Origin of the sequence: Mesoplasma photuris ATCC 49581 (genome assembly GCF_000702725.1) — a bacterium.
Classification (GTDB): Bacteria; Bacillota_I; Bacilli_A; order Mycoplasmatales; family Mycoplasmataceae; genus Tullyiplasma; species Tullyiplasma photuris.
In genome coordinates this window covers 1-1,325 of sequence record NZ_JNJI01000010.1, presented here as the reverse complement: position 1 = coordinate 1,325, position 1,325 = coordinate 1, and the positions used below count along the sequence as shown (strand labels likewise).

2 rRNA genes are annotated in these 1,325 nt (G+C 42.3%); both read right to left on the bottom strand.

Annotated elements, in window-relative coordinates:
• Positions 1-357, bottom strand: a 23S ribosomal RNA gene (locus T347_RS0103695); the annotation flags it as partial.
• Positions 358-630: 273 nt separating this feature from the next.
• Positions 631-1,325, bottom strand: a 16S ribosomal RNA gene (locus tag T347_RS0103690); the annotation flags it as partial.

Here is a 1,325-nt window from a genome sequence, read left to right as displayed (position 1 = left end):
TGGCACTACTTCCCAGTAGCTTCTACTATACAGCAATTTTGTAACTCTAACTAAAGTCCTACAACCCCAGCCCGTAGACTGGTTTGGCCTGTTCCGCTTTCGCTCGCCGCTACTAACAGAATCATTATTTATTTTATTTTCCTCTTGGTACTAAGATGTTTCAGTTCCCAAGGTTCCCTTCTCATAACCTATGTATTCAGTTATGGATAATACGAGATTAATCGTACTGGGTTTCCCCATTCGGACATCACCGGATCTAAGCTCACTTCCAGCTCCCCGATGCTTTTCGCAGGTAGTCACGTCCTTCTTCGGCTCCATTTTCCAAGGCATTCACCATATGCTCTTACTATTTTTTAGAAAAAATCTATTTGCAATTTATAACATATATTTGTAATATAAAAATTTTAGTTTTTTATAACTGATGTCAAATTTGTGTTAAATAATCTTACGATTATTAACAGAAAATTGTTAATTTATTGATCCATATAAATATGAATCAATAATTTCATCTAATATTCAGTTTTCAAAGAACAATCTTTTCAGAGATTAAATTAATAACCTCTGAAAACTAAATAGAACAAGAATAGTCAAAGCAGTTTCACTCTGCTTTTATAAATTTTAACTCCATAGAAAGGAGGTGATCCATCCCCACGTTCCCGTAGGGATACCTTGTTACGACTTCACCCCAATCGCGAGTCCTACCTTGGGAAGCGCTCTCCTTACGGTTAAGCTACCTACTTCTGGCATTACCCACTCTCGTGGTGTGACGGGCGGTGTGTACAAGACCCGAGAACGTATTCACCGCGACATAGCTGATTCGCGATTACTAGTGATTCCGGCTTCACGAAGTCGAGTTGCAGACTTCGATCCGAACTGAGATCGACTTTTTGAGATTAGCTCCCCCTCACGAGATTGCGACTCTTTGTATCGACCATTGTAGCACGTGTGTAGCCCAGGACATAAGGGGCATGATGATTTGACGTCATCCCCACCTTCCTCTAGCTTACACTAGCAGTCTCATTAAAGTCCTCAACTGAATGTTAGTAACTAATGACAAGGGTTGCGTTCGTTGCGGGACTTAACCCAACACCTCACGGCACGAACTGACGACAACCATGCACCACCTGTCTCAATGTTAGCCTCCAGCATATCTCTATGCCTTTGCACTGGATGTCAAGCCCTGGTAAGGTTCTTCGTGTTGCTTCGAATTAAACCACATGCTCCACCACTTGTGCGGGTCCCCGTCAATTCCTTTGAGTTTCACTCTTGCGAGCATACTACTCAGGCGGAGTACTTAATGCGTTAGCTGCAGCACCGAGGTATAA